At 64.2% G+C, this 1,061-nt stretch carries 1 protein-coding gene; it reads left to right on the top strand.

Features of this window, described 5'->3' with window-relative positions; genetic code table 11:
* Nucleotides 1–1,061, top strand: a 1,061-nt coding sequence (gene yqeB / locus AAC083_RS00960; protein ID WP_258224575.1) for a selenium-dependent molybdenum cofactor biosynthesis protein YqeB, incomplete at both ends; no start/stop codon positions are given.

Raw genomic sequence — 1,061 nt, 5'->3', positions numbered from 1 at the left:
AAGCCGCGCATCTTCCACGGCCGGATGGCCCGCAACGGCGAACATGCGGTGGGGTCGGACTGCGGCGGCGCCATGTCGGTCTATATCGACGTCTACGGTCTGCGCCCCCGTCTGGTACTGATCGGCGCCGGTCACGTCAACCGGGCGCTGGCCCATGCTGCGGCCCCGCTGGGTTTTGATATCCATGTGGGCGACTGTTTTGAAGGGAGCCTCAACCCCGACCACTTCCCCGCCGGCACCCATCTCAAACAGGCCGATGCCATCAGCGCGGTGATCGATGCGCTGGCCATCGAGCCCGCCAACTTCGTCATCATCGCCACCAACCATCAGGACAAGGAGGCGCTGGATCGGCTCATCACCCATCCCCTCGCCTATCTGGGGCTGCTCGCCAGCAAGCGCAAGGTACAGACCTTCACCCAGGCACTGCGCCAGCAAGGGGTAAGTCAGGAGCAACTGCAGCGGCTGCACGCCCCCATCGGCTACAACATAGGTGCCGAGACCCCCGAGGAGATCGCCATCAGCATCCTCGCCGAACTCTTGCAAGTGAAAAATGGCAAATCGGGTGGCCTGATGCAGGACGATGTGCGCCTCAAGCGGGATCAACTGGTGGTGATGCGCGGCTCCGGCGACATCGCCACCGGGGTGGCACTGCGGCTGCACAATGCGGGCTTCAAGGTGGTGATGCTGGATCTCGACAAGCCTACCGTGATCCGCCGCACCGTCGCCTTCGCGCAAGGGATGTTTGACGGCGAAACCAGCGTCGAGGGGGTGCGTGCCAAGCGGGTCGAGAGCGTCGAGCAGGCGTTCGAGCAGCTGGATAGGGGCATTATCCCGCTGCTGGTTGACCCCGACTGCGCAACCCTGAGTGAGCTCAAGCCCCGCTATCTGGTGGATGCCATCCTGGCCAAGCAGAACCTCGGCACTCACAAGGAGATGGCCCCTATCACTGTGGCCCTCGGCCCGGGCTTTGAAGCGGGGCGCGACTGCGATGCAGTGATCGAGACCAACCGTGGCCACCATCTGGGGCGGGTCATCTATCAGGGCCCCGCCCAGCCCAACAC

The organism is Aeromonas sp. HMWF014 (assembly GCF_963878295.1).
Taxonomy (GTDB): domain Bacteria; phylum Pseudomonadota; class Gammaproteobacteria; order Enterobacterales; family Aeromonadaceae; genus Aeromonas; species Aeromonas popoffii.
This window is presented reverse-complemented; position numbering and strand designations above follow the sequence as displayed.